The sequence below is a fragment of the Candidatus Binatia bacterium genome (assembly GCA_036504975.1).
Taxonomy (GTDB): domain Bacteria; phylum Desulfobacterota; class Binatia; order UBA9968; family UBA9968; genus JAJPJQ01.
The window spans coordinates 35,693-61,325 of sequence record DASXUF010000072.1; the positions used below are offsets into that span (position 1 = coordinate 35,693).

Annotated in this window: 28 protein-coding genes; 16 read left to right on the forward strand and 12 right to left on the reverse strand. The window is 59.6% G+C overall.

Annotation, left to right across the window (positions count from 1 at the left end):
• Window positions 1-205: 205 nt before the first annotated feature.
• Window positions 206-916: a hypothetical protein gene (locus VGL70_08810; protein ID HEY3303617.1), complete on the forward strand. Its 711-nt coding sequence runs from the start codon at window positions 206-208 to the stop codon at window positions 914-916.
• A gap of 24 nt (window positions 917-940) precedes the next feature.
• Here the strand turns inward: VGL70_08810 and VGL70_08815 are convergent, their stop codons facing one another.
• Together VGL70_08815 and VGL70_08820 are read right to left on the reverse strand one after the other, a co-directional pair.
• The gene (locus VGL70_08815; GenBank protein HEY3303618.1) at window positions 941-1,873 is read right to left on the reverse strand and encodes an aldo/keto reductase; all 933 of its coding nucleotides are present in this window, start codon (window positions 1,871-1,873) and stop codon (window positions 941-943) included.
• 34 nt (window positions 1,874-1,907) lie between these two features.
• Window positions 1,908-2,510 (reverse strand): ABC transporter substrate-binding protein, encoded by a 603-nt coding sequence (locus tag VGL70_08820; GenBank protein HEY3303619.1) that lies wholly within the window; start codon window positions 2,508-2,510, stop codon window positions 1,908-1,910.
• Between the two features lie 104 nt (window positions 2,511-2,614).
• Between VGL70_08820 and VGL70_08825 the strand changes: the two genes are divergently transcribed.
• The 6 genes from VGL70_08825 (at window position 2,615) to VGL70_08850 (ending at window position 6,344) form a co-directional block, all read left to right on the forward strand.
• Window positions 2,615-2,830 (forward strand): hypothetical protein, encoded by a 216-nt coding sequence (locus tag VGL70_08825; protein HEY3303620.1) that lies wholly within the window; start codon window positions 2,615-2,617, stop codon window positions 2,828-2,830.
• Between the two features lie 151 nt (window positions 2,831-2,981).
• Window positions 2,982-3,257 (forward strand): type II toxin-antitoxin system RelE/ParE family toxin, encoded by a 276-nt coding sequence (locus VGL70_08830; GenBank protein HEY3303621.1) that lies wholly within the window; start codon window positions 2,982-2,984, stop codon window positions 3,255-3,257.
• 29 nt (window positions 3,258-3,286) lie between these two features.
• Window positions 3,287-3,427 carry a hypothetical protein gene (locus VGL70_08835; GenBank protein ID HEY3303622.1) on the forward strand — a complete coding sequence of 47 codons (141 nt, stop codon included), beginning with the start codon at window positions 3,287-3,289 and terminating at the stop codon, window positions 3,425-3,427.
• Window positions 3,428-3,494: 67 nt separating this feature from the next.
• Window positions 3,495-4,442, forward strand: a complete 948-nt coding sequence (locus tag VGL70_08840) for an aldo/keto reductase (protein HEY3303623.1) — start codon at window positions 3,495-3,497, stop codon at window positions 4,440-4,442.
• A gap of 9 nt (window positions 4,443-4,451) precedes the next feature.
• The gene (locus VGL70_08845) at window positions 4,452-5,774 is read left to right on the forward strand and encodes an MFS transporter (GenBank protein HEY3303624.1); all 1,323 of its coding nucleotides are present in this window, start codon (window positions 4,452-4,454) and stop codon (window positions 5,772-5,774) included.
• Window positions 5,775-5,840: 66 nt separating this feature from the next.
• Window positions 5,841-6,344 carry a hypothetical protein gene (locus VGL70_08850; protein HEY3303625.1) on the forward strand — a complete coding sequence of 168 codons (504 nt, stop codon included), beginning with the start codon at window positions 5,841-5,843 and terminating at the stop codon, window positions 6,342-6,344.
• Window positions 6,345-6,351: 7 nt separating this feature from the next.
• Here VGL70_08850 and VGL70_08855 read toward each other — a convergent pair whose 3' ends face one another.
• Genes VGL70_08855 through VGL70_08870 form a run of 4 tightly spaced genes read right to left on the reverse strand, consistent with a single transcriptional unit; the run spans window position 6,352 to window position 10,903 of the window.
• Window positions 6,352-7,461 (reverse strand): amino acid ABC transporter substrate-binding protein, encoded by a 1,110-nt coding sequence (locus VGL70_08855; protein ID HEY3303626.1) that lies wholly within the window; start codon window positions 7,459-7,461, stop codon window positions 6,352-6,354.
• Window positions 7,462-8,574: an extracellular solute-binding protein gene (locus tag VGL70_08860; GenBank protein ID HEY3303627.1), complete on the reverse strand. Its 1,113-nt coding sequence runs from the start codon at window positions 8,572-8,574 to the stop codon at window positions 7,462-7,464.
• A 21-nt stretch (window positions 8,575-8,595) separates the two neighbouring features.
• Window positions 8,596-9,717 carry an extracellular solute-binding protein gene (locus VGL70_08865; GenBank protein ID HEY3303628.1) on the reverse strand — a complete coding sequence of 374 codons (1,122 nt, stop codon included), beginning with the start codon at window positions 9,715-9,717 and terminating at the stop codon, window positions 8,596-8,598.
• 19 nt (window positions 9,718-9,736) lie between these two features.
• Entirely contained in the window at window positions 9,737-10,903 is a 1,167-nt protein-coding gene (locus tag VGL70_08870; protein ID HEY3303629.1) for a Rieske 2Fe-2S domain-containing protein, read from the reverse strand.
• Between the two features lie 197 nt (window positions 10,904-11,100).
• On the opposite strand from VGL70_08870, the gene VGL70_08875 reads away from it, so the two are divergent.
• On the forward strand, window positions 11,101-11,571 hold the full coding sequence (locus VGL70_08875) for a hypothetical protein (GenBank protein HEY3303630.1): 471 nt from the start codon (window positions 11,101-11,103) through the stop codon (window positions 11,569-11,571).
• 121 nt (window positions 11,572-11,692) lie between these two features.
• Here VGL70_08875 and VGL70_08880 read toward each other — a convergent pair whose 3' ends face one another.
• The 3 genes from VGL70_08880 to VGL70_08890 form a co-directional block, all read right to left on the reverse strand.
• On the reverse strand, window positions 11,693-12,580 hold the full coding sequence (locus VGL70_08880) for a TAXI family TRAP transporter solute-binding subunit (GenBank protein HEY3303631.1): 888 nt from the start codon (window positions 12,578-12,580) through the stop codon (window positions 11,693-11,695).
• 4 nt (window positions 12,581-12,584) lie between these two features.
• Window positions 12,585-13,565, reverse strand: coding sequence for an ABC transporter substrate-binding protein (locus tag VGL70_08885; GenBank protein ID HEY3303632.1), 981 nt, complete (start codon window positions 13,563-13,565; stop codon window positions 12,585-12,587).
• Between the two features lie 235 nt (window positions 13,566-13,800).
• Complete coding sequence (locus tag VGL70_08890; GenBank protein ID HEY3303633.1) at window positions 13,801-14,019, reverse strand: hypothetical protein; 219 nt, start codon at window positions 14,017-14,019, stop codon at window positions 13,801-13,803.
• Between the two features lie 351 nt (window positions 14,020-14,370).
• Here VGL70_08890 and VGL70_08895 point away from each other — a divergent pair, with 351 nt between their 5' ends.
• Window positions 14,371-15,099 carry a hypothetical protein gene (locus tag VGL70_08895; GenBank protein HEY3303634.1) on the forward strand — a complete coding sequence of 243 codons (729 nt, stop codon included), beginning with the start codon at window positions 14,371-14,373 and terminating at the stop codon, window positions 15,097-15,099.
• Here VGL70_08895 and VGL70_08900 read toward each other — a convergent pair.
• On the reverse strand, window positions 15,088-15,372 hold the full coding sequence (locus tag VGL70_08900; protein ID HEY3303635.1) for a hypothetical protein: 285 nt from the start codon (window positions 15,370-15,372) through the stop codon (window positions 15,088-15,090). The genes VGL70_08895 and VGL70_08900 overlap by 12 nt on opposite strands.
• A gap of 154 nt (window positions 15,373-15,526) precedes the next feature.
• On the opposite strand from VGL70_08900, the gene VGL70_08905 reads away from it, so the two are divergent.
• The 7 genes from VGL70_08905 to VGL70_08935 all read left to right on the forward strand — a co-directional run bounded on the left by VGL70_08905 (window position 15,527) and on the right by VGL70_08935 (window position 23,071).
• Entirely contained in the window at window positions 15,527-15,883 is a 357-nt protein-coding gene (locus tag VGL70_08905) for a c-type cytochrome (GenBank protein ID HEY3303636.1), read from the forward strand.
• A gap of 27 nt (window positions 15,884-15,910) precedes the next feature.
• On the forward strand, window positions 15,911-17,155 hold the full coding sequence (locus VGL70_08910; protein ID HEY3303637.1) for a molybdopterin-dependent oxidoreductase: 1,245 nt from the start codon (window positions 15,911-15,913) through the stop codon (window positions 17,153-17,155).
• A gap of 24 nt (window positions 17,156-17,179) precedes the next feature.
• Window positions 17,180-18,496 (forward strand): extracellular solute-binding protein, encoded by a 1,317-nt coding sequence (locus VGL70_08915; GenBank protein HEY3303638.1) that lies wholly within the window; start codon window positions 17,180-17,182, stop codon window positions 18,494-18,496.
• A gap of 33 nt (window positions 18,497-18,529) precedes the next feature.
• On the forward strand, window positions 18,530-20,236 hold the full coding sequence (locus VGL70_08920) for an iron ABC transporter permease (GenBank protein HEY3303639.1): 1,707 nt from the start codon (window positions 18,530-18,532) through the stop codon (window positions 20,234-20,236).
• A 2-nt stretch (window positions 20,237-20,238) separates the two neighbouring features.
• The gene (locus VGL70_08925; GenBank protein ID HEY3303640.1) at window positions 20,239-21,336 is read left to right on the forward strand and encodes an ABC transporter ATP-binding protein; all 1,098 of its coding nucleotides are present in this window, start codon (window positions 20,239-20,241) and stop codon (window positions 21,334-21,336) included.
• A 21-nt stretch (window positions 21,337-21,357) separates the two neighbouring features.
• Window positions 21,358-22,002, forward strand: a complete 645-nt coding sequence (gene maiA / locus VGL70_08930; GenBank protein ID HEY3303641.1) for a maleylacetoacetate isomerase — start codon at window positions 21,358-21,360, stop codon at window positions 22,000-22,002.
• A gap of 136 nt (window positions 22,003-22,138) precedes the next feature.
• Window positions 22,139-23,071: a dihydrodipicolinate synthase family protein gene (locus tag VGL70_08935; GenBank protein ID HEY3303642.1), complete on the forward strand. Its 933-nt coding sequence runs from the start codon at window positions 22,139-22,141 to the stop codon at window positions 23,069-23,071.
• Window positions 23,072-23,137: 66 nt separating this feature from the next.
• On the opposite strand, the gene VGL70_08940 is transcribed toward VGL70_08935, so the two are convergent.
• Both VGL70_08940 and VGL70_08945 read right to left on the reverse strand, forming a co-directional pair.
• On the reverse strand, window positions 23,138-23,929 hold the full coding sequence (locus VGL70_08940) for a hypothetical protein (protein ID HEY3303643.1): 792 nt from the start codon (window positions 23,927-23,929) through the stop codon (window positions 23,138-23,140).
• Between the two features lie 42 nt (window positions 23,930-23,971).
• A complete protein-coding gene (locus VGL70_08945) occupies window positions 23,972-25,606 on the reverse strand; it encodes a hypothetical protein (protein HEY3303644.1) in 1,635 nt (544 codons plus the stop codon).
• Window positions 25,607-25,633: the final 27 nt, after the last annotated feature.

Sequence of the window (25,633 nt, forward strand, 5' to 3'; positions counted from 1 at the left end):
GACACGATTCCGTATCCGGGGCCCTAAGTTATTTTCAAGCTTAGTGCGCAGTAAGGCGCAACACAATGGACCAGTAGGTTGGACGACTGGGTCGATAAGTTGGTTTACAGGTTTACCCCGCTCCGGTATCCACCTAATTGACACGTTTAGGTGCGAATTCCACAATAAACTACCCGGTGCGGCTTTATTCGCTCGCGAGGTGTGAATGGCGAGCGCGAAGAAAAAAAGGGAGGCGACTGAAATGGATCGGTTAAATCATGTTCGACAACGGTGTTTTTTGGCGTTGGCCGTCGTATTGATCTTTGACGGGTGCGCGGCGGAACTGGCCCGCAGACCAACTTTAGACGAGGCCCGGTCGGGGCAACGTCCGCAGGAAGGGGACGTCGTTTTGCAACCGGGTGAGGTGCGTGCCGAGGTCGCCGAAATCGATCGGAGCAGACGCGAGATCCGGGTTGTGTGGACCGATACCGGCCGCAGGGACATCCTTCCTTACGATGTCGCCTACACCCGAGTTCGATATCACGGTTTTGACTATTCTCCCGACAGTTTGGAGGCGGGCGATGTCGTAGCCTTTATGCCTATGCCTAATCCTCCGTCACGTCCCTATGTCGATACTATTATCCTTCAGTTGCCGGTCCAAGCGCGTGCCTCTTCGCCGTCAATCGCGCGGGGCGCTACTCCTCTGACGCCGCGACGCGATGTTATCGAGGGTACGGTCGAGCGGCTCGACTACGATCGCGGCGTGTTCGATGTGAGGCCCCGCTCCGGCGGTAGAACGGTGACCGTAACTCTTCCTTATAATGCCCGGGGAGTCGACGTGGATAACTTCCGCCGGCTTCGCCAAGGAGATTACGTCAGGATTGAAGGCGAGTTCGTTAATCCGGACAATCTGCAATTGATGGGGTTTCTCCGGTAAGTCCGCTGAAAAAGAATCACCCCTCTATAGTTCATCGAGATAGCGGACCATGCGCTCGCGCGTGGCGACGTCGGGAAGGGCTCCGACTCCCGCCTGCATGTTGTCCACAAGATGCTCGAACTTGCTCGTCGCCGGTATGGCGCAGGTCACCGCCGGGTGTGAAACAACGAATTTGAGAAAGAACTGCGCCCAGCTCGCAGCGCCGATCTCAGCCGCCCAAGGCGGCAGCGGCTTGCCACGCACTTTCCTGAACAGCGCGCCTTCGGCAAAAGGGCGATTGATCAGCACCGCGACGCGCCGCTTCGCGGCCAGCGGCAACAGCCGGCGCTCGGCGGTACGCTCGGCGATCGAGTAATTGAGCTGCACGAAATCGAGCTCTTCCGCTTCCAGCACGCGTGCCAGCTCATCGTAGGCGCTTTCGGTGTAGTGGGTCACCCCTAGGTAGCGCGTTTTGCCACGCTCCTTCCAGCGGCGCAGCGTCACGAGGTGAGTGCGCCAGTCCACCAGATTATGAATCTGCATCAGATCCATGCGCTCGGTCCTGAGGCGCTGGTACGATTCTTCCATTTGATGAATGCCGTCGTCGCGTCCGCTGGTCCACACCTTGGTGGCGAGAAATAATTGTTTGTGCAAGCCGAGCTTGGCGGCGAGATCGCCGACGACGATCTCCGATCGTCCGTACATGGGCGAGGAGTCGACGACCTTGCCGCCCAGGCGGACGAATTCGCTCAGCACCCGGCCGAGCAGGGCGCGCTCGGATTCCGCAACGTCGAAAGTCTGCCAGGTGCCGAGTCCGATCACGGGCAAGAACTCTCCGGTGCGCGGAATCGGCCGGCGGATCAATGATTCGGCCGCCATCGTCATGCCGTTCAACGCGAGCGCGCCGGCGCCGAGCGCGAGGCGCAGAAGCTCGCGCCGCGAAAGCTGCCGGGCAATCGAGGAATAGCTTTTCGCCATCAGCACTCTGCATTCCCCTCCGCCACCCCGAGCCTCAAGCCGCCTTCTCCTTGAGTCTTCTCATCAGCTCTTCCAGGGACGAGTTGACGATGACGCGGTTGAACTGAGAGCGGTAGTTGTTGACCACGCTGATGCCTTCGGCGACGAGGTCGTAGATCTTCCATTTGCCATCGACGCGGTGCAGTTTATAGACCGCGGAAAAGGCTTCGCCCTTTTTGGTGATGATTTTCGTGCTGACCTCGGCGTAGTCCCCGTCCAACGTTTCTCCCGTGTAAGTGACGGTTTGTCCGTCGTAGAGGTTAATGCTGTTGGCGTAGGTTCGTTCCAGCAATTCGGTAAAGAGCGCCACGAATTCCTTTTGCCGTGGCGGATCGAGACGCCGCCAGTGAGCGCCGAGGGAACGCTTGGCCATCTCTTCGAAGTCGAACAGCGGATAAACGACCTGCTTCAGACGTTGGACGGTCTCGGCTCTTTCTTTGGCGCCGTTGAGCTTCGCGTCTTTGAGAACCTCCACGCCGCGCTCGATGGCCGCGCGGATCTGCTCCGTCGGTTCGCCGGCGGTCGCAAAGCCTAAGGACCAGAGCGGCAGAATCGCCGTGAGAAATAGGTAGGCCGTAACCTTCCCAAATTTGTCCATGAAGCTTTCCTCTCGGTAGTAGGTCACCGCCTCAGGTTATAGGAAACCGCGATCGGGTCAAGGAGGGTGGTGTAGGTGTAGGGGGTCAATGCGTAATTTTTTCCGTGGATATTACCTTTTTTCCAGGTGTGACGCCCGGCGCTGCTTCTAAAGTGCGCGATCATTTTGATTGTTTGCCTGGCACAGCCGTTGCTTCGATTATTCAACTGAAGAAGGAGGTGTGCGATGCGAAACTGGATAAAACACGTGCTGATGACCGGTTTGATGGCAGTTCTCGTGTCGAGCCTCGTGGGGTGTTTTTACTACAGACGGATCGATGACGGTCACCATCATCACTATGGCAGCGAATATCATCGGTGGTAAGGGGCGGTGGATGAGGTGAGGGCCGCACTCGCATCACCGACTCGGTGATGGGGGGCGGCCCTCTTGAAGGAGGAAGTTTACGAGTCTGGTGTTAAGGGAAATAACTCCATGATCAAAACGTTCAAGTCCAGGGAGACCGAGAGAATTTTCAGCCGGCAAAGATCCGATAGAATCCCTGAAGAGGCTCAACGGACCGCCTTGCGGCACTTACGAACGTTGGACCGGGCGGTTGCGGCGCAGGAGGATTGGCAGCCGATACCTAACGGTGCGGACGGCCATGCGAGCCGGTACAGCATCGCGATCGATGATCTCTGGCGGATTTGTTTCGAGTGGCGGGAGGGGCAGGTTTACGACGTGGAGATTCTCGATGGTCATTGCCGGTAGTTCTTTATGTGAAAAAAGGAGGGCGCAAGATGAAATCGCTAAAAGTAGGACGGAGAATTTTGGCGGCTGGTATGTTCGTAGTGATGATGTCTTTTCTGGCGGGTTGTTTCGCTTACATAGACCATGACCATCATTATCGGCGCGGCTACTATCGCGACTATCGCCGGTAAAAATGCTGAGGCCCATCTTTTGCCGTTCGCTTGACACGAATGGCCCGCCGGCGATATTCCGGTATTCGTGTCCCGTCCCATAATCCCCGATAACATAGCGCTTAGCCGCCGCGACCTGCTGAAGGCCGGCATCGCCGCCGGGGCTTCGGCTTTTCTGCCGTGCGGCGGCGCGCTCGCTGAGACCGGGCCGCTGATTCAGCGCAAGATCCCGTCGAGCGGCGAGAGCTTGCCGGTTATCGGCATCGGCACGGCACGGCGCTATGAGGACATTCAGACCGAGGCGCAAAAAGCGCCGCTTCGCGAGACGCTCAGGCAGTTCAAAGAGCTGAGCGGAAAACTGATCGACACCTCGCCGACGTACGGCACCGCCGAGGCGGTGGTGGGCGAGCTTACGTCGGAGCTGAAGATCAGGAACGATCTCTTCATCGCAACCAAAGTCAGCATCCAGGGCAGAGACGCCGGCATCCGCCAGATGGAGGACTCGTTCAAAAAGCTCCGCACGGACAAGATCGATCTCATCGCGGTGCACAATCTGCGCGACACCGAAGCGCACTTCCGCACGCTCCGCGATTGGAAGCAGGCGGGCCGCATCCGTTATCTCGGCATCACCACTTCGTTTCCCCGGCAGTATGGCGACTTCGAGCGCACGATGAAAGCGGGGCCGCTCGACTTCATCCAGGTGGACTACGCGCTCGACAACCGCGAGGCCGGAAAAACAATTCTGCCGCTCGCCGCCGAGCGCGGCATGGCGGTGATGATCAACCTGCCGTTCGGGCGCGGCCGGCTCTTCAACGCGGTCAAGGGGCAAAAGCTGCCGCCCTGGGCGAGCGAGTTCGATTGCGCGAGCTGGGCGCAATTCTTTCTCAAGTACATCGTTTCGCATCCGGCGGTGACCTGCTGCATGCCGGGGACGGCGAAGGTCGAATACGTCCTCGACAATCTCGGCGCGGCGCGCGGCCGCCTGCCCGACGCCGCGATGCGCCGCCGCATGGAAACTTTCCTCGAGGCGGGCTGAGCGCGTGCGATGGCGCTGACCGCTCGCGAGCCGAGCGCCGCCGACCGGCTGCTCCGCCGCCTGATCGACGTGCGGCCCGAAGAGACGCGCGCGCTCGCCTGGTCGTGGCTCTACATCTTTTCCATTCTCTGTTCCTACTACGTGATCCGGCCGATCCGCGACGAAATGGGCGTCGCGGGCGGCGTCGAGAATCTGCCTTGGCTTTTTACCGGAACGTTGGTGGGAATGATCGCGGTCAATCCGCCGTTCGCGGCGCTCGTGCGCAAGCTGACGCGCGCGCGCTTTATCTCCGTCGCCTATCGATTCTTCCTGGCGAACCTCTTGCTCTTCTTCTTCCTGCTTCAGGTCGCGACGCCGGAGCTAAATATATGGATCGGCCGCGTCTTTTTTATCTGGACCTCCGTCTTCAACCTGTTCGTGGTCTCGATCTTCTGGGCGCTGATGGTCGACGTCTTCACCTCCGAGCAGGGAAAGCGGCTCTTCGGTTTTATCGCCGCCGGCGCGACGCTCGGCGGCATCGTAGGATCGAGCTTGACGGCCGGGCTCGCCGAGCAAGTCGGGCCGGTCTATTTGCTCCTCGTCTCCGCCGGTCTCCTCGAAATCGCCGTTTTCAGCGTGCGCCGTCTGTCGCGTCACTCGGAAGCGCTGCGCTCGAGTCCGTCCGTAGAGAGCGGAGAGGCGCCGGTCGGGGGAAATATCTTGTCGGGCGTGACCCACGCGCTCAGGTCGCCCTATCTCCTCAACATCAGCGTCTACATGCTGCTTTACGCGATCACTTCCACCTTTCTCTATTTCGAGCAAGCGGCCGTCGTCGGTCAGAGCTTCGCCGACCGGGTGACGCGCACCGCCTTTTTCGCCAAGATCGATCTCGCGGTCAACGTTCTAACGCTCGGAACCCAGTTCTTCTTCACCGAGCGCATTATCCGCGCCCTCGGCACGGCGCTGACGTTAACTCTGCTTCCCGGACTCAGCGCGGTCGGCTTCGCCGCGCTCGGCGTCGCGCCGACGGTCGCGATCGTCGTCGCGTTTCAGGTGCTGCGGCGCGCGGGGAATTTCGCCGTCGCGCGGCCGGCGCGCGAGGTGCTGTTCACGGTCGTTCCGCGCGAGGACAAGTATAAAGCGAAGAGCTTTATCGATACCGTCGTCTATCGGAGCGGCGATCAGCTCGGCGCATGGTCGTACGGCCTGTTGTCTTTTCTGGGACTGACCGGCATCGCGCTAGTCGCCGTGCCGCTGTCGGTCGCCTGGCTGTTGAACGGTTTTTGGCTTGGGCGGAGGCAGGAGGCGATGGCGGCGAAGCCGACAACCATTTCGCGCCAAATCTTCCCATAGTATTCTGCCTCGTTTTAGTTTTTCCGCTTGAATTTTATTTCCTCTTGTTGCCTAATAGGAAGAATTATGATGCGCCTTTTGAATTCGGACGGGTCCGATAAATGGCGTCTCACCGGACTGCTATACCAGGTCGCGCTGCGCTGCATCGGTCAGGACCTGACTCCGATTATGCTGGAATCTCTCGATATAACGGTCGAAGACAAGGATTTTGTCGCTCACGGCCGCCGCATCGGCTCCGGCGGTGAGCCGTTGATGCGCCGATACAAACCGGAAGACATCAAGCGGCTTGATGAGCTGGGCGCGACGCGCAAAACCGGCATCCAAAAAACGCCTGACGCATCTTCCCTGCCCGAAGCGCTTCGGGCGGTCGGCAGAGTGGTGGATGGGAAAAAAGGGCGTCTGGTCAAGCTCTCCAAAGAACAGAATAAAATCACATTCGTGTACCAGGATGAAAGCGGTCAGCCCCATACGGAGGAGCACTATAGCCTCACGACCTACAAGAGCCAGCAGGAAGGGGTGTCCGAGAGGGGCACGAAAAAGCTCACAGATGTTTGGGAGGACAGCAAGTGAGGGAAGGTCAGGACCCGGGCGCGGCGGTGCGCTCGGACTCCGGGTAGACGATCTCTAACTTGCCGTTTTGCCACTGACACAGTTTCATCCGGCCGGAAGAAAGGCCGTTCGCGCCGAATCTGAGTTCCCCCATCGCGGTCTTGAACGTCCGTCGCAGCAACGTCTCTCTCAAAGCTTCGTTAGCTAAATTCCCCGTCGCCTCCACTGCCTGCTCGAGCACCTGGCAACACGCATAGCCGCCGGCCGCATGGTACTCCGGCTCGATGCCGTACGCGGCGCGGAATGATCCGGCAAAATTTTTCGCGAGCAGGTCGGGATCGATCGCGACCCAGGTCGCGCGCATGAAGACCCCGTGGATGGCATTGCCGAGATGGGCGTCGTCGACGGACGGATTGTCGGATAGCCAGATCGTAGTCGGCTTCAGTCCGGCTTTTTGCGCTTCTAAAATACACGAATGCATCGGCTCGTCCGGACGGGTGTGATCGAGACCGATGAGCACGGCATCCGGCCGTTTGGATTTTATCCGCTGCATCAAACCTGAATAGTCGAACGGCGGTTTGGCTATAACTTCCGCGTGCGCCAGCTCGAATCCGTAGAGCGCCGCGTAATGCTTGACTCCGAGCGCTACGGCGCGGCCGATTCTCCCGTCGGTGTAAGCCAGCGCCGCCGTTCGGAGTCGCCCGGGCTCCCGCGAACGACCCATCAGCTCGAAAAAACTCTTGGGATAATCGAAATCGCACCCCGACCAGCAGAGGAAAAGATACTTGCGGCCTTGCCGGAAAATCTCGTGCGAGCTGCCGCTGCCTTGAAGCAACAGTCTGCGGGCGCTTTCGACGATAGGCGCGGCCGCTTCCACGAGCGCGCTGTGACAAGGACCGAGCAGCAGCGGTACTCTGTCGTCGTAAATCAGGCGGCGATAGTTTTCCGCGGCCTTCTCCGGCGCGCTGCCGTCGTCGTAAACCAGAAAGCCGACGCGCCTGCCGAGCAGCCCGCCTCTTTCGTTGATCTCCTTGAGCCAGAGGTTGTAAGCGCGTTCGTAGACGAGGCCGGCCTTCGGAGCGTAGCGGCCGGTTTTGGGGAGGCTCACCCCGATCGTCACGCCACCAAGGGAGGGCATTTACTGTCTCGGCGGTTTGTTGAGGATCTCGTTCAGGAGCTTATCCGCCGGGCGGCGGTCGGAAAATTTGACCTCGTCGCCGTCAAAATAATCCACGCCGTCGAGCCGGCGGTTCTCCGGGAGCACGTTCTGCTTGGGGATGTCGGTCCTGAGGGAGTCCGCGCCGTCGCGCCGCTGAAACTCCATCTGGCCTTCGCGGGAGAGAAGCCAGTTGACAAAGAGCTTGGCGGCGTTGGGGTGCGGCGCATTATCGATGAAACTGATCGTGCCCCCGCCCGAGCTCAAGGTCCCCCCCTCCTTCAGCTCGAGGATCTGTCCCAGAGGGAGACCTTGCTTCATCGCCTTTTCGGTTTCACGGGTGTTGCAAGGTATGCAGAGGGAAAATTTGCCCGCCGCGAGCCAATCGATCGGCTGGCGGTAGTCGCGGGTGATCGTCAAGTCCATCTCGCCGTAGAGCCGCTTCATGAATTCGGGGCCGAGCTTGGAGTGGTAATAGAAGAAGAGCACGGGAGTATCCATCCCGCCCATCCGCGGATCGCTGGCGGTCATTTTTCCTTTCCACTTGGGATTCAGCAGGTCCCAATAAGTCGTGAACTCCTTCGGATTCACCAGCTTGGTGTTGTAGCCGATCTCGACCACGCCGCCGCTGCCGACGAAAGCGAAAATGTATTTCCCTTCCGGGTCTACGTACTTATGCTTGCCCTGCCACCATTTGGACAGATCCAGAACTTCGGGCAGGATCAGCAGGGGTTGGATGGGGGCGAGCACTTTGCCGGGGAGGAGGGTCGCGGAAGCGGTGCCCTTGCCGCCGATGAAAAAATCCACCAGATATTTTCCCGCTCGCCTTTCGGCGATAATTCTCGGCCCGAGCTGCGAGCCACGCCCGGTGACTGATGTTACCTTGATCTTGGGGTAGGCGATCTGAAATGCCTCTTCTATCCTCGCCTGGGATGCCACTCCGCCCGTATAGACGACAAGCTGGCCCTCTTTTTCCGCCGCCGCGACCATATTTTCCCATTCGCTGCGCGACGGCGCTTCCGCCGCGCCGGCGACGCAGTCCGACAACAGAAGCATTGCAACGGCAAGAATGTTGGACGGCCAGGAATGAGTCATGGCAGGATCATCAGACGGGGGTTACTTGCCCGGTTTACCTAAAATCTCGTTGAGTAACTTGTCCGCTGGCCGCCGGTCGGAATATCTATCGTCGTCCCCGTCGAAATACTCGACGCCGTCTCTTCTCGCGTTCTCATCCCGCACGTCGTCTTTGGGAATATCGATTCTGAGCGAGTTGGAGCCCGTGCCGGGCCGGTCCTTCGGTCCTTTCTGGACCTGAGTTTGCCCCTCGCGCGAGAGGAGCCAGTTGATAAAGACTTTGGCGGCATTGGGATGCGGCGCCTGATTCATAAAACTCAGCGTGCCGCCTGAGGAGGTCAAAGTGCCGCCTTCCTTCAAGTTGGAGATTTGCGCCACGGGCAGATTTTGCCTCATCGCTTTGTCCATCTCGTCGCTGACGCAAGGAATGCAGAGGGAGAATTTCCCCGTCGCCAGCCAATCCACGGGTTGGCGATAGTCCCGCGCGATCGTCACGTCCATCTCCCCATAGAGCCGCTTCATGAATTCGGGGCCAAGCTTCGAGTGGTAGTAGAAGAAAAGAACCGGCGTATCCATCCCGCGGGTCCGCGGATCGGTGGCGGTGATTTTGCCTCTCCACTTGGGATTGAGGAGATCCCAGTAGGAGCTAAAATCCTTGGGGCTCACGAGTTTCGTGTGGTAGTTGATGTTAACGCCGCCGCCGTTGCCGAGGAAAGCGAAGATGTATTTCCCTTCGGGATCTACGTATTTATGTTTTCCCTGCCACCATTTGCTCTCATCCAGGACCTCGGGCAAGAGCAGCAAAAGCTTGATCGGATCCAACGTCTTGCCGACGTAGAGCGTTGCGTGGGCAGTCCCTTTGCCGCCGGTGAAGACATCCACCAGGTACTTCCCCGCCCTTCGCTCCGCAACGATGCGCGGTCCAAGATCGCTGCCGCGCGCCCTAAGCTGGCTGACTTTGATCTTCGGATAGGCCTTCTCGAAGGCCTGCACGGTCTCCACGCCTACGGGTCCGGCCTCGAAGATATAAAGGCTGAGCTGGCCCTCCCGCTCGGCCGCCGCAACCGTCGTTTCCCATTCGATCTGCCAGGCCGGCTTAGATTCCGCGGTCAGGCCTGAGGCGCCGGTTAAAAGAAGGAGGCAAATAGCAAATGCCGCGATCATTGTTTTCCGGTTAATTGGCTTAGTCGTCTTGCGCCGCTCGATCTGAAAAAGCGGTATAGCCTTCGGGAATGAGACGAATGACCTCGTCTTTGTCCGGATCTCTGTTGATGCCTTGAGGATCGGCGCCGTTTTGCATGGCGCGGAGCTGATCGCGCAAAAGTTTTCGGAAGATGATGATGCCGCGGTCCGACTCCCCGAGGTGTTCGTTGGGACGATTGGCGATGGCGCCCTGCGTTTCCCAGGCCATCTGGTCCTGGCTAGGAAAATTTTCCATATGAAACTCGCCGTCTTTGTTCTTGGTGCTGACAAACTCGGCGGGCGGATCCTCCGGCTGGTCCACCGCGCCGCCGTCTTTGGTTGGACGGAAGCTCACGTGGAAGATCTGCGTGTTGGAGTCGTCGACGGGCGTCCGAAAATGCATGTTGTAGCTGTTGGTGGCGGGCACCAGGAGCATATTGGGGAAGATGAGCGGGTGCGGCGCCTCGACGCGGCCCTCGTCGCCGGCAAAAATCCTTTGCTTCTGAATTCCCGCCCAGGCAGGATGGACCACCAGCTCGAAATCGAGCTTGCTAAGCGGTCGATAATAGTAGGCGCCTTGGTTATTGCCCCGCATTCTCAGGGTGTGCGCGTGGAGATAATAGGTGTGCACGGGATCGACCGAGTTCTCCATCGCCTGAAGCCAGTTGCAGCGAAGGATCTGATAGATCTCCAGCTTCCTCACTCCATCTCGTCGCGTAAGGATGTCCCACCTGGGCAGAAGCGGCCTTTTCTCCGGCGGTCCCATGTAGGCGAACAAAAACCCCGCCAGTTTCTCCACGGGATAGGCCGGGTGTGATATTTTTTCTTTGAACCCGGCCTCCACGCTCTCGAACGGCTGCTCCAGGCATTTGCCGCACGCGTCGTACTTCCATCCATGGTAGGCGCAGCGAATGCCGTCCTCCTCGACAAATCCATAGTAGAGCGACGCGCCGCGATGCGAGCAATGCTCGGCTACGAGACCGTACTGACCGCGTCCATCGCGGAAGAGCACCAAATCTTCTCCCAGCACCCTTACTCGTTTTTTTGGTTTTTCTTCGGTCAGCTCCGATGCCGCGGCGACGACGTGCCAGTAGCGCCGGAGGAGTTGGCCCGCCGGTGTCCCAGGGCCTATGCGAGTGAAAAGCTCGTTCTCTTCTTGGGTGAGCATGGGAGAGCCGCTTTTTAGCTCGACGCCGTTGAATGCCGACGATGCGCCTCTATAAACGATGCTAGTAAAAGCCCGGCACCGTGTCAATTATGTAATTTTTTCAGCTAAGTGTCGGCTTTTACAAAAAGAAGAACCCGCTGAAGAAACCGGTGCATTAACCGATCTATATAAGTATGTTTAGAGTGCGCGCAGCATTGATGAAGCGGCCTGTCGGCGGTCTAAAGCACGCGGTCGCCTTGCGTGCGATCGGACAGGACCTGGCCGCGCTGTCGATTGAATCAGTGGAAATAACGGTCCAAGACACTGTTTTTGTCGCCCAAGGCCGGAGCATCGGCTCGGCGCAGCCGTTTGCGCGAAAGTACAGCCCAGAAGATGTCAATCGATTGGATGAGATGGGCGCGACGCGGCAAAAGGGCGTCCTAACAACTCCCGATGCAACTTCCCTGGCGGAGTCGCTTCGGACGGTCGGTAGAATAGTGGACGATAAGAAGGGGCGCTTGATCAAGCTGGCTAAAGACCAGCGCAAGATCACATTCGAATACGAGGACGAGAACGGAGACGTTCAGCAGGAGGAGCTTTACAGCCTGTCCATCTATAAGAGCCAGCAGGAGGGATTGTCGTTGAGGGGCACGCAAAAGAAGAAAGATGTGTGGGAAGACAGCCGGTAGCGGGAAAATGGCCGAAGCCGTCTTTCTAGCGGAGCTTCTCTAGAAACCAGCCTCACAATTACTCTCGTGCCGCACTCCTTTCCCTAACGCTTTCCGCCCAACTGTAGCCTCACGCCTCGAATCAGAGATAGCCCAATCGGCGAAAATAACTTTGCGCTCCGGGATGGAGCGGCATGCCGGTCTGGACGGCGAAGCGCGGCGAGTAGAAAATCGACGAGCCGAGGTAGTGCGTCGAAGTTGAACGGTCGATAACTTCCGCCACTCTATAAGTGGTCTCCTCAGGCAGATCGGAGCGGCAGTAAAGCGTGAAGCCTTCCGCGTCCAACGTCCAGAGATCTTTTTCCTGGTTTTTGTACGTGCCGGCTGGAATGAGGCTGGGCTTGATGCGCAGCTCCTCGGCGAGCTTTCGGGCTTCGGCTTCGGTCAAAGAGAAAAAGTTCATCGCGCGGCTTTGGGAAGGGTCGTAACGGAGCGGGCTGTTTTCTCTAAAGACGCCGTCCGCTTCGCCGCTCGCTATGAGTCGCGGGACGGAGGAAAAATCGGTGATCACCTTCCCGCCCCAGCGGGGAACGTCTTCATACGGGTCGATGCCGAAATGGCCGAAAATACCTCTGACCGGATAGGAGACGACCATATTCGGTGCCGGCAAGCAAAATCGAACCGCAGGATGCTTTTCCGCCAGGTCCGCGAATGAATCTATCTCAAGATCGGCGCGCGCCATGTTGACGAACCAGTGCATCGGGTACTGGAGCTCGCTTAGCCCCCTTATACGGAGACGCTTCGAGTAAGGCGCCTTGCCCTCATGCGCGGCGCGCGCGGCAAAGGTCGTCGTGACGGAAATGTCGGCTTCGCCCTTGTCCACCGCGAGCGCGAGCTCCGGAACTTCGCCGCCGAGCTTCAAAAGCTCGATTTGAAAACCCGCGGCCTTCACGCCGTCGGCCAGCCAAGCTAGAATCCGCCCCCAGGTTCCTCCAGTATTAATCGTCGCGATTCTTAACGTTTCGGGCATTTGTTTATCGCAGCTTCTCCGCAAACCCGCTTTTCCTCATTTCATCCACAAATCTAAGCTCGACAAAATCCTCGCCCTTCGCTTTGGCCGCCCTCGGGTCGGTCAAAGCCTGGATCTCCAGCGTCTGCTTCAATCCTTCGAGCGTCGGATAACCATCGTCCACGAGCAGCGCGGCGTTGGCTACGTACGCCGCCTCCAGGACGTCGCGGCTTGAACCGCGGGTGTATTTTTGCATCACCTTGATCGATTCCTCTTTGTGCTTCTTGAAGAAATGACCCGCTTCGGTCATGGCCAGGACCACGCGCCGCACTTCATCAGGATTCTCCCGAATCTTTTTCCTCGTGGTGGCGATGCAGGTGAACTGGAACGGCACTTTGAGCTTGGCCATGTCGATGATCGCTTTGAGCCCGGCTTTTTCCGCCCGGAGCCTCTCTCCCTCGGTGACCACGGTAAAATCCGCTTGCCCGCTCATCATCGCGGCGAGGCGCGCCGGCGCCCCGCCGACCGTGATGGCCTTGATGTCTTTGTAAGCGACTCCCACTTTCGCAAGGGCCAGTCTGACCGCGAAGTCCGCCGAGGTCCCCGGGATATGGACGGCCGCGGTTTTGCCTTTGAGCTGCTCGGGCGATTTGATGCTCGCGTTTCCGACGATGAAATAGGGCAGGGTATTCATCTGGCTCTGGACGATCGCAACGTCTGCTCCCGCGAGTTTGGCATTGATGACCGCCGTCCCGACGGCGCCGCTGTAACCCAAATCTCCGGCGATCATGCTTTGGATGCCGCGGACGCTGCCGTCGATAAAGAGCGTTTCGACGTCGAGCCCGTGCTTCTTATACAAGCCCGCGTCCTTGGCCAGCCAGTAGACCACCGAGCTGGTCGTATCGGTGATGTAGGCGATGTAAATCCTTGCCCCAGCGTTTCGCGCCGATCCGACGGTCAAGCCCAGCAGCAAAGCGACAGTGATGAACCGAAATCGGTTCTTCATGGCGGCAACCTCCTTGAACGGCTTCCGAACGAGGCCGCACCATCCTTAACGCATCGGGAATCGCCGGACAAGCAGGAAAGAAATGAGGCGGGAGAAAAAAAAGGTTATCGAAGGTGAGGAATCCAGGCGCCTTGGGTTCGTTCCGCGCGAGCCCGCCTGGGTTTTCCCAGGCGGGCTTTGATTTGGCGGCACGAGCGGCGGAAAAGTTTGGCGAGAGCAAACATTTTAGCCCTAGTTATCTGCGCTGAAGATTGCAAGATGAAATAGCCGAGTCGTCGGACAACGGTTGCGATCGCAGACGCTTGAGCCGGCGCTTGAGATAGCTGTCTCTCGGCCAGTTCCAATCTCGTCCCGGCAGCAAATCGCCGTAGTACGGCGCTCCGTTCACTTTACTTTGCAAGAAAATCTGCTGCCAAACGCTGGGTTTCTCTATGCTGATTTCTTGAGCTTTCATGATCGAACCTCCTGTCGGTGTAAAATTTTTTGCCGGTAACCGCGCGTCAAATTGTGATTCGATTGTCTTATTTAGAGAACAAAGGACGGTGTCTGACCATATCTTGCGATGGGCGAACTGAATTCGACGGTTAAGGAGTCAACAGCAGATTCGGTGCCAGTGAAATAGTTTGCTATGGCGATCCCCTGAATCACATTCTGCGCAAATTTTTCACGCGAAGCTCGCTCGCGTTTGCCGGCGCAGATTTCCGATCGGGCAAAATGGCGAAGTCCTCGTCACCCGAATTTATTTTTGGGCCGGGAGAGTTTGGCTCGTGTATCGCTAACTGCTATAAGATGGGGCGCCGCTTTTATGGAAACCGTCAAAGCTACGTTGTGGATCTATCGGGTCGCGCTCAAGCGCTCCGTCGAATTGCTCGCCGCCAACTGGGGCATCATCTTCGCGCCGCTGGCCTACAGCTTGATTTTGTCCGTCGCCGCGGCGCTGGCCGCGCCGTTGGGCTTCATTGGCGGATTCATTATGACGGCGGTGACTGCGGCCTGCGCGAGCTCGGGGCTGTTCCTCATCGAGAACGTCGTCCGGATGGGGAAGTTCGATCTCAACGATTTTTTTAAGGGCTTTTCGGTCTATCTCTGGGAGATTATAGGGCTCGCGTTCATCCTGTGGATCCCGATGACGCTGTTGTCGCGCGTGGCCTTTTCGACGGAGGATGGGCCGTTGATCGTTTTCATTGTACAGCTTTTTCTTTATATCATCCTAAACCCGGTGCCGGAATTGATTTATCAAACGCGGTCTTCGGGACTCGCGCTGCTCTCCGCGAGTTACGAGTTCATCGTCGAGAACTGGATCGAATGGTTCGTGCCCAACGTGTTGATCACCGCCGTCGCTTACTTTTTGTTGGGCTGGTTGGATGTTCCGGCCTCCTACCTGCCGTCTTTTTTTCGTTTCTTTTTTCTCCTTTCGATTTTCGGGCTTCTGCTCACTTTTTTGATGATCTTCCGCGGCCTGGTGTTTTCCGAGCTCGCCGGCTCGACGCGCCGGAGCCGGGCCTACCGCTACCGCGCGCGCTCATCCGACTGATTTCGAAGCGTTCCTTCGCGCGCACGCCCGTTTTATCCAGTGGTAGCCTTCATGGCCGGCAAGAAAAATTCCCAAGCTGAATCCGGCCCAACTCACCAGCGAAGCCGCGACAATCACGCCCACTTTGGCCTCCGCCGAATATGGCAGAAACAAGACAATGACGAAATAGGCGAGATAAACCGTGAAGCTGACCGCGATCAGAGCGACCCCCAGTAAAAAGCGCAGCCGTCTCGCGGTCGGTGCGCGGGGTTGGTTGGCATCCGGGATAGCCATCAGGCGGCGATCTCAAAGCTGCTGTATTCCTCCATAACACATTTTTTTTGCTTCGTCGCGTTCCGAACGCTTGATGCCCGAGCGTCGTGACGCTCCGTGCAGTGTTGACAAAGGCGGAAGAACTGGATTATCAACCGCATACCGGGACCAAGCATTGAAAACGAGCCGCGGATTTTTTTTGCTCGGGTTTCTTTCTCTCGGCGCCGTCGCGCCCTCATCCTCGTGGAGCGCCGAAGATGCGGCTTCTTTGTTCAACGGCCTATGCTCGGTCTGCCACGGATCGAGCGGCAGGGGAGACGGCCCCAGCGCGGCGGGACTTCATCCAAAACCGGCTGACTTTACCGACTGCAAAGTTATGGCCGCCGATTCCGATCAGACGCTGTTCAAGATCATCAAAGAAGGCGGGCAGAGCGTGGGACGCTCCACGGTCATGCCGTCGTGGAAGGACTCTCTCAGCGACGAGCAGATCCGTTCGCTGGTGAAATTGATCCGCGGCTTCTGCAAGAAATAGCGAGGCCGGAAGGCAAAGGAGGCGATTATGAGCCGGGAAACGTTGCTCCGCGAAGATGAATATCTCGCCGCGCGCGCCGATGAGTTTATGCGACTGGCGGCGAAAAGGCATGGCCTCTCCAGGCGCGGCTTCCTCAAGCTCCTGGCGGCATCGGGCTCGCTCGCGGCTTTCGCCGGCGGCGCGCTCCTGCCGGCCCGCGCCGGCGCGGCGGACGCGCAGCCGGTCTTGAAACCGACGCCGCCCGATCTGTTCAACGACTTCGGCAGCAACAAGGAAATGCGCTGGGAGGCGATGTATGGGCGCGGCTACCTCGTCCCCAACGAATTATTTTTCGTGCGCAATCACACCCGCACGCCGAAGATCGAGGCGGGCAACTGGCGGCTCAAGATCGAAGGCACCGGCGTGAGCCGCGCTCTGGAGCTTACCTACGACGATCTCCTGGCGATGCCCGCCGCATCGTTCCTTCGCTACGTCGAGTGCGCGGGCAACGGCCGGAGCTTTTTCGAGACCGCGCACGGCAAAAAAGCCCAGGGCACGCAGTGGAAGCTCGGCGCCGTCGGCGTGGCGGAATGGACCGGCGTGCCGCTGCGCGAGCTTTTAGACCGCGCGGGCGTCAAGAAGTCGGCGCGCGACGTCATGCCCGAAGGGCTGGACGATCTCAAAGTGCGCCGCCCGATGTCGCTCGCCAAAGCGATGGAGGAAGACACGCTCGTCGTCTACGCGATGAACGGCCAGCCGCTCCCGCCCGATCACGGCTTCCCGGCGCGGCTGCTCACACCCGGCTGGATCGGCGTCGCGAACATTAAATGGGTGGGGCGCATCCAGGTCTCCGAAGAGCCGCTGTTCTCGCAATGGAACACCGACACCTACGTGATGATCGGGCCGGACTACCAGCCGAGCGCGCCCGCCAAAGGGCCGATTCTCTCGCTCCAGGCGGTGAAGAGCGCGCTGGAGCTTCCGTGGAACGGCGAAATCGCCGCCGGGCGGAGGCTTGTGCGCGGCCGCGCTTGGTCGCCGAACGGCAAGATCGAGAGAGTGGAGGTCAGCTTCGATCAAGGAAAGAGCTGGCAGAGGGCAAGGCTTAGAGAGCCGAACATCGCCAAGGCGTGGGTTCGTTGGGACGCCGACTGGGAGGCGCGGCCCGGCAAACAGACGATCCGCGTGCGCGCGACCGACGAGCGCGGCAACGCGCAGCCGGAGCGCGTTGCTTTCAACGAGCAGGGTTACCTGTTCAACGCCATGGTGGACCACCCGGTGACCGTAAAAGGATAAAGGATGCGAAACGAAGGAGGCCTTATGAAACGCTGCACGTTATTTTTCTCGGCGCTTGCGCTATGTCTCGCGGCCAATTCCCTCCAGGCCAAAGAGGTTGTGATCGTCACTTCTTTTCCCAAAGAGCTCTTCGAAAATTACAAGAAGGCCTTCGAGACAAGATATCCGGACGTCAAAGTCGTCATCAACAACAAGCAGACCAACGCCGGCGTGACCTACCTGCGCGAGACCAAGGCGAAGCCCGAAGCGGACATCTTCTGGGTCAGCGCGCCGGACGCGTTCCAGACGCTCAAAAAAGACGGCCTGCTCGAAAAATATGCGCCGCCGAAGGAAGCCATGGCGAAGATTCCGTCGAAGGTCGGCAACTTTCCCGTGCACGACGCCGACGGAACCTATTTCGGCTTCGCCATCAGCGGCTACGGTCTCATGTGGAACAAAAATTATCTCCAGGGTCACAAGCTGCCGCAGCCGAAAGAATGGACGGACCTCGCCAACCCGCGTTATCACGGCCATCTGGTCATCAGCGCTCCTTCGCGCAGCGGCACCACGCATCTGACCATCGAAACGATTCTGCAGGCCTACGGCTGGGACAAGGGCTGGAATCTTCTCCTCAACGCCGGCGGCAACATGGGAGCGATCACCGAGCGGAGCTTCGGAGTGCCGGAGGCGGTCATCAGCGGCCAGTACGGCATCGGCGTCGTGATCGACTTCTTCGGCCTGTCCGCCATCGCCAGCGGGCAGCCGGTCGATTTCGTCTATCCCTCCCTGACGTCGGTCGTGCCGGCCAGCGTCGCGATCGTGAAGGGCGCGCCGAATATGGAGAACGCCAAGGCTTTCGTCAATTACCTATTGAGCGAGCCCGGGCAGATGCTGCTCTTTTCTCCGGACATCGCGCGGCTTCCCGTCATGCCCGATCTCTACGCCAAAGCGCCAACGAATTATCCCAACCCTTTCAAGACCAAGATGGGAGGCGTGGATTTCAACGACCAGCTCTCGTCCGGCCGGCGCGACATCGTCAACTCGCTCTACGATCACATCGTCACCTTCCGCCACAGGGAGCTGAAGGACGCGTGGGCGAGCATCTACAAAGCCGAAGAAGCGGCCGCGGCCGGCAAAGGGCCGAACGTCGCGCAGGCGCGCAGTTTGATCGCTGAAGCACGAAAGTTTGCGTCACAGGTGACCATCGATGAAAAGAAGGCGAGCGACAAGGAAGTCGTCGCCGGTTTTCGCGGCAAGACCGGGCTCAAGGCGCAGATGGAGACCGAGTGGGAGACCACGGCCAAGGCGAACTACGCCAAAGCCAAAGAGCTGGCGGACAAAGCGGCGGGTCTGGCCAAATAGCTGTCAGCGATCAGCCGTCAGCCTTCAGCTTCCATGATCACCAGTGAAGCCGTATCGGCGCTGCGGTTGCGAGAAAAGATCGATTGGCTGCAGGGCGCGATCATGCTCGCGCTGCTCGCCCTGCTCTTCGTCTTCATGCTCTACCCCGTCTTGCGCGTTCTTTGGGTCGCTCTCGCCGGCGAAGAAGGCAGCTTCACGGCGATCCATTTTCAAAACTTTTTTCTCCGGCCGCTTTTCCGCGAGGCGCTGTGGAACACCCTCTGGAGCGGCTTTCTCGTCGTGTTTTTCGGCAGCTTGATCGCCATTCCGCTCGCCTACGTGATCGCCCGCTACGAGTTCCGGGGAAAAATTTTGCTGCAGACGCTGGCCACCTTGCCGCTCGTCATCCCGCCGTTTGTCGGCGCCGTGGCGTTCCAGCAGATCCTCGGCCGGAGCGGCGCCGTCAATCTTCTGCTTTTACGTTGGTTCGACTTCACGATTCCCTTCATGGACGGCCTGACCGGCGTCGTCCTGGTGCAGACGCTGCACTTCTTTCCGTTCATCATGCTCAACACCGCGGTATCGCTTAGCAACATCGATGCTTCGCTGGAGGAGATGGCAGAGAGCATGGGGTGCCACGGGGCGAGGCTCTTTCGCCGCGTCACCTTGCCGCTCATGCTTCCCGGCTTTATCGCCGGCTCTCTTCTCACGTTTATCCGGGCGATCGACGATCTCGGCACGCCGCTGATGTTGAACTACAAGAATCTCCTCGCGCCGCAGGCCTATCTCCGCATCACGACCATCGGCATCGACGATGTGGACGGCTACGTCATCTGTGTCGTGCTGGTCGTTCTCTCGCTCGCGTCTCTGCTAGCGGCGCGGAAGTATCTGAGCCTCGCCGAATACGCCACCGTCCAGGGCGGCGCCGGCGCCAGCCGGCCGATCCATGGAAAGAAACTCTTTTTCGTTCTGCTCTTGAGCGCGCTCGCAGTGACGATCGGCCTGCTGCCGCACATCGGTATTTTCCTTCTGTCGCTCTCGAAGGTCTGGAGCTTTTCCGTCCTGCCCACCCGGTTGACCTTGGATAATTACACGGAGATTCTCTTTCGCGCGCCTCACTTCATCAAAAACACGCTGCTCTACACGGGGCTCGCCGCCGGCTTCGCCGTCGCGCTCGGCGCCGCCATCGCTTTTCTCCTGCTGCGGAGCCGGCTATGGGGAAGAAATCTGCTCGACGCGCTGGCCACCTTGCCGCTCGCCATTCCCGGCGTGGTGCTCGCGGTGGGCTACATCCGGGTCTTCCACGGCTGGGATTTTCCCGGCGTCGGCGCGCCGCTGACTTCCACCTGGCTCATCCTCGTGGTCGCCTATACCATGCGCCGGCTGCCTTACACCGTGCGCGCTTGTTACGCCGCCCTGCAGCAGGTTCACGTGAGCCTCGAGGAGTCGGCGCAGAATCTCGGCGCCAACCGGCTGAGAACTTTTTTCCGCGTGACCCTGCCGCTCATCAGCGGCGGCGTCGTGGCCGGCGGGCTCATCGCCTTCATCACTTCGTGCGTCGAGCTTTCTTCCACGATCATGCTGGTGCCCAGGATCGAGTTGGGACCGATCTCCTACGGCATCTACGTCTACATGCAGAGCGCGCTCGGCCGGGCCGCCGGCGCCGCTCTGGGAGTCGTGGCGATCGCCATGGTGGCGCTGGGGACTTATCTGACGCACCGTATTTTCGGCGCCCGCGCCGGCAGCGCGTTTAGAGTGTAACGGTGGACGCGGCGCAAATCCGATTGGAAAAAATCGGCAAGAGGTACGGCGACGTTTGGGCGGCGCGCCATATCGATCTTACGATCGAGCGCGGCGAGTTCTTCACTCTCCTCGGTCCGAGCGGCTGCGGCAAGACGACGCTCTTGAGAATGATCGCGGGGTTCGCCGCGCCGGACGAAGGCGCGGTCTTTCTCGACGGCCGCCTCGTGAACCACGTTCCGTCCTGGCGGCGCGACGTCGGCATGGTCTTTCAGAACTATGCCCTGTGGCCGCACATGACCGTCTTCGAGAACGTCGCCTTCGGCTTGCGCGAGCGAAAATTTCCGCGTGCTGAGATCGGGGCGCGGGTCGCCGACGCGCTCGAGCGCGTGGGGCTGGCGGCGACGGAGAAGCGCCGGCCGTCGCAGTTGTCCGGCGGGCAGCAGCAGCGCGTCGCACTGGCCCGGACACTGGTCGTGCAGCCCCGGGCTTTGTTGTTGGACGAGCCATTGAGTAATCTCGACGCCAAGCTCCGCGCCGAGATGCGCATCGAGCTGCTGAAGCTCCAGCGCGACCTCGGCATCACGACGGTCTACGTCACGCACGATCAGGAAGAAGCGCTCGCCCTCTCCACGCGCATCGCCGTCATGGAGGGCGGAAAAGTGGTCCAGGAAGGCAGCCCGCGCGAGATCTACGAGAACCCGCGCTCGCGCTTCGTCGCCGAGTTCGTCGGCCAATCCAATCTGTTTTTTGGCTCGATCAAGCAGGCGGGGGACGGATTCGTGGAAGTCGAAACCGACGAAGGGCTTAGAATCAAGACCGCCGCGGCGCAAGTGCAACTTCAGAGCGCGCCGGCCGGGAAAATCACGCTTTATATCCGGCCTGAAACGATGACCTTGCTGCCGGTCGGCGCCGCTCCCCAGGATTCCAATCGATTGACCGGCAGGGTCACCGCGACCGCCTACCAGGGCTCTTCAGTGGAATACGAAGTGGATGTCAAAGGCAAATCGATCCGCGCCCACGTGGCCAATCCGAGAAATCTTTTCAACCGCGGCGATGAAGTCGCGGTGGTATTCGACCCGCCCGACGTCGGGTGTGTACTTGATGAGAATTTGAGATAGTTTTGTATCGGAGGACGGATGATGAAGCTCTATACTTTTTTTCGCAGCTCGGCCTCGTATCGCGTGCGCATCGCGCTGAATTTAAAGGGCCTGGAATATGAGCAGGCGCCGATCCACTTGCGGCGCGGCGGCGGCGAGCAATTTTCTTCCGGCTACAAAGCGAAAAATCCCCAGGCGCTCGTGCCGACCTTGGAAGACCGCGGGCGGCGGCTCACGCAGTCGCTGGCGATCATCGAGTATCTCGAAGAGCGTTACCCCGCGCCGCCGCTTCTGCCGAAAGATCCGGCGGACCGCGCGCTCGTGCGCGCGATGGCGCTGGCGGTCGCATGCGAGATTCACCCGATACAGAATCTACGAGTCTTGAGCTATTTGAGAAGCGAGCTGAAGCAGCCGGAAGCGGAGGCGAACCGTTGGGCACAGCACTGGATCGGCCTCGGCTTCTCGGCTCTAGAGCAAATGGTGCTCGCCGCTTCGAAGCGGGGCAAGTTCTGTTTCGGCGATGCGCCGACGCTCGCCGATCTTTGTCTCGTGCCGCAGGTTGCCAATGCCAGGCGGTTCGGCTGCGATTTTTCGGGTTATCCGACTCTGGTCCGGATCGACGCCCACTGCGTTACACTGCCGGCATTCGTCAAAGCCGCGCCGGAAAATCAGCCGGACGCGGAATGAGGCGGAGCGGAGAGCCGACACCCGCTCTCCGAGTTCGCGCAATAGATCCGTGGTTAGGCCAACCGGCAGTGACGGATGCGCGAACTCTCCGAGCGGGCATCGGCTCTCCTTTAAGAAAAGGTAGGAGGTGAGCGCGATGGAATTTAAAGGCATCTACGCTGCCAACATCACGCCGTTCGAGCCGGACGGAAAAGAAATTCGCGCCGACGAGCTGGAACGGCTTTTCCTCGAGCTGAAACGGGCAGGCGTTACCGGCATGGTTTGCAACGGCCACGCGGGAGAAGGCGAGCTGCTGAATCGTAAGGAAAAACGTGACGTGGTCAAACTTGCGCGGCAGACGCTGGGGACGGACTATCCCGTCGTCGCGGGGGTTCACGCGTTGCCGACTTGGGAATTGATCGAGCAGGTCGAGGACGCGAAGGAGGCCGGCGCGAGCGCGGTGATGCTCTGCGCGCCGCCGCTCTTCGCCTGGCACGCGGACCGTCACCCGGATTTCGGCATCGCGCAGATTCGGGCGGTGGCCGAGACGGTTCCGGACATGCCGATCGTGCTGTTTCAGTATTCGCCGAACAATCCTTTTTACTACCGGCCGGAAGTCCTGGCGCGCATCTGCCGCGAGATTCCACAAGTCCAGGCGATCAAGATGGCGACCAACGTGGACGTCGCCCAATATGAAGAAGAAGTTCGCGCTGTCCGCGCCGTGCCGCGGAAAATTTTTCTGCTGCCGGCCAACGGGCGCACACTCTACTATGCGTTTCAACTTCTGCCCGACGGCGCGCTATCGGGCTCGGCCAATTTCTGTCCGGCGCACGACGTCGAGATGTTCGAGGCGGTGAAGCGAGGCGATTTGAAGCGCGCAAAACAATTGCACGATGAAATCTTTCCGATCTTCCGGTTGGTTTACCGCGACCCGTACGTCTTTCTCCACATACGCTACAAGTATTGCGCCTGGCTGCTGGGAAAAATCTCGAGCCCGGCCTTGAGATCGCCGCTGGTACCGCTGCCGGCCGACGAGGTGAATGCGCTGAGAGACGGGCTCCGGGCTGCGCGTCTAGAGCCGGTAGCGTAGCAGCGGCCACTTCATGTCTTCGCCGCGCACGATCCTTGCGCGCGTACCGGACAGACTCCGCCTCAGTCAGTAGGTTTGGGGGACTCGCGGCTTGTTCTGCGCGTTGCTTGCCGCGCGTTTGAGCGCCGTCGTGGAGAGTTGCGGTTTTTTCTGCTGAATCGTGAGCGCCGCCGTTTTAGTGACGCTATCCGTAGAGGCCGAAATCGTTGCCGCAACTGCTTCGCCCGCGGTCGTATTCACCGCGAAGGTAGCGGAGTCGCTTCCAGCAGCGACTAGGACGCTCGGCGGCACGCCAGCTCTACTCGGCTTGTTGCTCGAAAGCGTGACCGCGATTCCGCCCGGTGGAGCGTTGCCGTCGAGCTGAACAGTCGCCGTCGACGTCGAGCCGCTCGGAACCGTCGTCGGGTTTAGGCTGATAGAGGTCAACAGGGACGACTTGACGGCGAGGCCCACGGTTTTGCTGACCCCGTCGTGTTTGCCGGTAATCATCGCCGTAGTCGTCGCACTTACCGGCAACGTTGTCACGGTAAAAGCCGCTGATGTCGCGCCGCCGGCGACCTTGACCGTCGCCGGGACATTGACCGCCCGATCGTCCGCCGAAAGTTCGACCACGATGCCTGGCGCCGGCGCGGCGGCGGTCAAAACGACCGTTCCATGCGCGGGCTGGCCGCCCGTAACGCTCGACGGGCTCAGATTCAGAGCTCTTACTGTTACCGCTGGGAATCGCCTGAAATCCGGCTGCGATCCGGAGACCGGACGGCTGGAAATATCATGAATCCCTGTTGACGGAGCACAGCTCCCGAACCACAGCGCGGCCGCTACCACTGGTAATGAAACACGAAAGAACGCATCGACCATGGCTGCCTCCATCGGCAGTAACTGGAACGCTGAGAAATACGCTTACGATGTTTTTCTCTGAACCGTCAGCGTCGCTTTTTTGGTTGTACCGTTGTAGGACGCGGAGATCGTCGCTAAAACTTTTGGCCCTGCGGTCGTATTAATGGGGAAGGTTGCGGAATTTCCTCCAGCCGGAATCGTGACAGTCGGCGGCACGACCCCGCGTTTCGGTCTGCTGCTCGAAATCGTTATTACGATTCCGCCGAATGGTGCATTGGCGTTGAACCGCACCGTGCCGGTCGAAGTCGTGCCGCCAGGGACCGTCGTCGGATTTAAATTGAGAGACGATAGCACGGGAGGCATGACCGCAAGCGCTGCGGTTTTGCCGGTCCCGTCATAACTACCCGTGATCGTCGCGGTCGTCGCCGCGCCAACCGGCGAGCTATTCACGGTGAAATTCGCCGATGTCGCGCCGGCCGCAACCGTGACCGTCGCTGGCACGGTGATCGCCGGATCGTCAACTGAAAGATCGATCATGATTCCTCCCGCGGGCGCCGCCGCGGTCAAAACGACCATGCCGCTCGCCGTCTGCCCGCCCGTTACGCCCGACGGGCTTATGCTTACGGCTTTAAGCGCCGCCGCGGTTTCAGCGGGAGCATTGTAGCCTAACTGAATCACTTCGAAGTCGCTTGCCGTAAGCGCAGCGAACGCAGGATTCAAGACAGAGTTGTCCCAACGCGTGTCGTAGGTTCCGGTTATGTACATGTCCGAGCCGTTGTCCGCGACGATGAGGCCGTGCCTCTGCATGGCGCGAAATATTTTCTGCACGTTTGGGTCGCTCGTTCGCTGGGTCACGTCCACGCTCGCCTTCAACCTCAGGCGCGCGCCCATGGGCAACGCGCCCGAGGTCGATCCCGCGCGGTGGGACGCGGGATATACGTAGCCGTTGGTGCGGCGCACGGTGACGCGAAACGCGTGGCCGATTTCGGCGATGCCCGGATCGTAAACTTCGTCGTACCGGATCAGTCCCGGCAGGACCGCCAGGCCGGCGGCGTCGGCCGAAGTCCAGGTGTCGGGCCTCCGGTCGTTGGTGTTCATGTCGAAGAAGGCGCCTGAGCCGGCGTACCATTGATTCTCCGTCGGATTGTAATAGACGTTGAAAAGCTCGTAGAGATAGTTGCGGTCGGCGTCTACGATGAGCAGGTGCCGGTCCTGGCTGCCGCGCCGATCAACGTTGCCCGGATCGCCGCCTTCGATCCAATATGGCTCGAACGCAGCCTCGGGGGGAATCGGATAAAAAGGAAAGCTCATGTCGGTTGCGTGATCGACGCCGTCGCTCTCGTCGGAATACAGAAAATCCACGGCGACCAGGTACGAGGGCGTTACTCCCGACACGACGGCGTAGGGCATGCCATAGATGGCGTTAGGATCTTGCGCCGTCGAAGCGTCGCCGCCGAGATCGGGATGAAGCCGACGCGTGACGCCGTTGTTGATGAATGCAATGTAGCCTGCCGAGTTGGGATCGACCGGCCAACTGCTGATGTCGCGGTTCCACCAGTTGTCGGCGGGGAAAAGCGGCAGGGAATCGGGTAACGGCCCGCCGGGGATGCTATCGATCGCTTGGGCGGGAGTACACGTCCCGAACCACAGGGCAATGGCTGCCAATAAAAGTGAAAGACGAAAAAAACTGTGAACCATGTCCCCCTCTGGCGGTAACAGGACAGC

Bases quoted from the DNA above. Each gene is read 5' to 3' on its own strand.
- VGL70_08860 (HEY3303627.1), bottom strand. From the start codon at position 8,574: ATGACTCATTCCTGGCCGTCCAACATTCTTGCCGTTGCAATGCTTCTG.
- VGL70_08915 (HEY3303638.1), top strand. From the start codon at position 17,180: ATGAAACGCTGCACGTTATTTTTCTCGGCGCTTGCGCTATGTCTCGCG.
- VGL70_08845 (HEY3303624.1), top strand. From the start codon at position 4,452: ATGGCGCTGACCGCTCGCGAGCCGAGCGCCGCCGACCGGCTGCTCCGC.
- VGL70_08855 (HEY3303626.1), bottom strand. From the start codon at position 7,461: ATGCCCTCCCTTGGTGGCGTGACGATCGGGGTGAGCCTCCCCAAAACC.
- VGL70_08870 (HEY3303629.1), bottom strand. From the start codon at position 10,903: ATGCTCACCCAAGAAGAGAACGAGCTTTTCACTCGCATAGGCCCTGGG.
- VGL70_08890 (HEY3303633.1), bottom strand. From the start codon at position 14,019: ATGAAAGCTCAAGAAATCAGCATAGAGAAACCCAGCGTTTGGCAGCAG.
- VGL70_08830 (HEY3303621.1), top strand. From the start codon at position 2,982: ATGATCAAAACGTTCAAGTCCAGGGAGACCGAGAGAATTTTCAGCCGG.
- VGL70_08820 (HEY3303619.1), bottom strand. From the start codon at position 2,510: ATGGACAAATTTGGGAAGGTTACGGCCTACCTATTTCTCACGGCGATT.
- VGL70_08810 (HEY3303617.1), top strand. From the start codon at position 206: ATGGCGAGCGCGAAGAAAAAAAGGGAGGCGACTGAAATGGATCGGTTA.
- VGL70_08935 (HEY3303642.1), top strand. From the start codon at position 22,139: ATGGAATTTAAAGGCATCTACGCTGCCAACATCACGCCGTTCGAGCCG.
- VGL70_08815 (HEY3303618.1), bottom strand. From the start codon at position 1,873: ATGGCGAAAAGCTATTCCTCGATTGCCCGGCAGCTTTCGCGGCGCGAG.
- maiA (HEY3303641.1), top strand. From the start codon at position 21,358: ATGAAGCTCTATACTTTTTTTCGCAGCTCGGCCTCGTATCGCGTGCGC.
- VGL70_08945 (HEY3303644.1), bottom strand. From the start codon at position 25,606: ATGGTTCACAGTTTTTTTCGTCTTTCACTTTTATTGGCAGCCATTGCC.
- VGL70_08880 (HEY3303631.1), bottom strand. From the start codon at position 12,580: ATGCCCGAAACGTTAAGAATCGCGACGATTAATACTGGAGGAACCTGG.
- VGL70_08910 (HEY3303637.1), top strand. From the start codon at position 15,911: ATGAGCCGGGAAACGTTGCTCCGCGAAGATGAATATCTCGCCGCGCGC.
- VGL70_08940 (HEY3303643.1), bottom strand. From the start codon at position 23,929: ATGGTCGATGCGTTCTTTCGTGTTTCATTACCAGTGGTAGCGGCCGCG.
- VGL70_08920 (HEY3303639.1), top strand. From the start codon at position 18,530: ATGATCACCAGTGAAGCCGTATCGGCGCTGCGGTTGCGAGAAAAGATC.
- VGL70_08865 (HEY3303628.1), bottom strand. From the start codon at position 9,717: ATGATCGCGGCATTTGCTATTTGCCTCCTTCTTTTAACCGGCGCCTCA.
- VGL70_08895 (HEY3303634.1), top strand. From the start codon at position 14,371: ATGGAAACCGTCAAAGCTACGTTGTGGATCTATCGGGTCGCGCTCAAG.
- VGL70_08835 (HEY3303622.1), top strand. From the start codon at position 3,287: ATGAAATCGCTAAAAGTAGGACGGAGAATTTTGGCGGCTGGTATGTTC.
- VGL70_08875 (HEY3303630.1), top strand. From the start codon at position 11,101: ATGAAGCGGCCTGTCGGCGGTCTAAAGCACGCGGTCGCCTTGCGTGCG.
- VGL70_08885 (HEY3303632.1), bottom strand. From the start codon at position 13,565: ATGAAGAACCGATTTCGGTTCATCACTGTCGCTTTGCTGCTGGGCTTG.
- VGL70_08850 (HEY3303625.1), top strand. From the start codon at position 5,841: ATGATGCGCCTTTTGAATTCGGACGGGTCCGATAAATGGCGTCTCACC.
- VGL70_08900 (HEY3303635.1), bottom strand. From the start codon at position 15,372: ATGGCTATCCCGGATGCCAACCAACCCCGCGCACCGACCGCGAGACGG.